The organism is Leucobacter sp. M11 (assembly GCF_035726885.1).
Classification (GTDB): domain Bacteria; phylum Actinomycetota; class Actinomycetes; order Actinomycetales; family Microbacteriaceae; genus JAPFRB01.
The window spans coordinates 560685-561875 of the sequence record NZ_JAPFRB010000004.1 but is presented as its reverse complement, the minus strand read 5'-3'; the positions used below and the strand labels follow the sequence as shown (position 1 = coordinate 561875).

The window sequence follows — 1191 nt, the reverse complement described above, 5'->3', positions numbered from 1 at the left end:
TGGCCCTCGGGAGCCACGCGCACCCGGCACCAGTTGATGGTCTTGCCGTTCTTCTGGGGCTCGGGGGTGAGCTCCAGTACCTGGCCGACCACGACGGGGCCGGTCACGTCGAAGCGGACGATGTCCTCCTCTTCGAAGCCGACGCTGACGAGGTCCGCGTGGACCTGTTCCGGGGTGCTTCCCTCGGGGAGCTCGACGAATTCGCCGAGCCAGCTGAGTGGGACGCGCATTAGACGAGGCCTCCGAACTGGGTGCTGAAACGGACATCGCCCTCGACCATGTCACGCATATCGTTGATGTCATTGCGGAACTGCAGGGTCCGCTCGACGCCCATGCCGAAGGCGAAGCCCTGGTACTCGGCGGGGTCGATGTTCGCGGCTCGGAGCACGTTCGGGTTGACCATGCCGCAGCCACCCCACTCGACCCAGCGAGCGCCGCCCTTCGCGTTCGGCTGCCAGACGTCCATCTCGGCGCTGGGCTCGGTGAAGGGGAAGAAGTTCGGGCGCAGCCGGATCTTGGCCTCCTCGCCGAACATCTGCTTCGCGAAGGTCTCCAGCGTGCCGCGGAGGTTCGCCATCGTGAGGCCGCGGTCGATCGCGATGCCCTCGATCTGGTGGAAGACGGGGGTGTGCGTCGCGTCGAGCTCGTCGGTGCGGTACACGCGGCCGGGGGCGATCACGTACACGGGCAGCTCGCGGTCGAGCAGGGTGCGGATCTGCACGGGCGAGGTCTGGGTGCGCAGGATCAGGTGCCGGTCGGCGGGCTCCACGAAGAAGGTGTCCTGCATGGCGCGGGCCGGGTGATCCGGGTCGAAGTTGAGCGCGTCGAAGTTAAACCACTCGTGCTCCAGTTCGGGGCCCTCGGCGACCTCCCACCCCATCCCGATGAAGACATCGGCGATCTGGTCCTGGATCTGCGCGAGGGGGTGCCGGGCACCGACGCGGAGGCGGCTGGGCGCCTCGGTCACGTCGACCGTCTCGGCGGCGAGCTTCTCGGCCGCCTCTGCGGCGGCGAGAACCTCCTCGCGCTCGGCAAAGGCGCGCTCGATGGCGGCGCGGGCCTGGCCCATGAGCTTGCCGGTTTCGGCCTTCAGCTCCTTGGGTACCTCGCGCATTCGGCTGTTGAGATCGGCGATGGCTGAGCCCTCGCCAAAGTGCTGAGATCGAGCCTGCTTCAGCTCAGCGATGGAGC

The 1191-nt window shown here is 67.8% G+C and carries 2 protein-coding genes; both read right to left on the bottom strand.

Going from position 1 to position 1191, the window contains the following annotated elements:
• Positions 1 to 230 (bottom strand): hypothetical protein (locus OOT08_RS14880; protein WP_325093573.1); only part of this gene is annotated, 230 nt, incomplete at its 3' end.
• Positions 230 to 1191: phenylalanine--tRNA ligase subunit alpha (gene pheS / locus OOT08_RS14875; RefSeq protein ID WP_325093572.1), on the bottom strand; the 962-nt coding region annotated here is incomplete at its 5' end. The genes OOT08_RS14880 and pheS, both read right to left, overlap by 1 nt.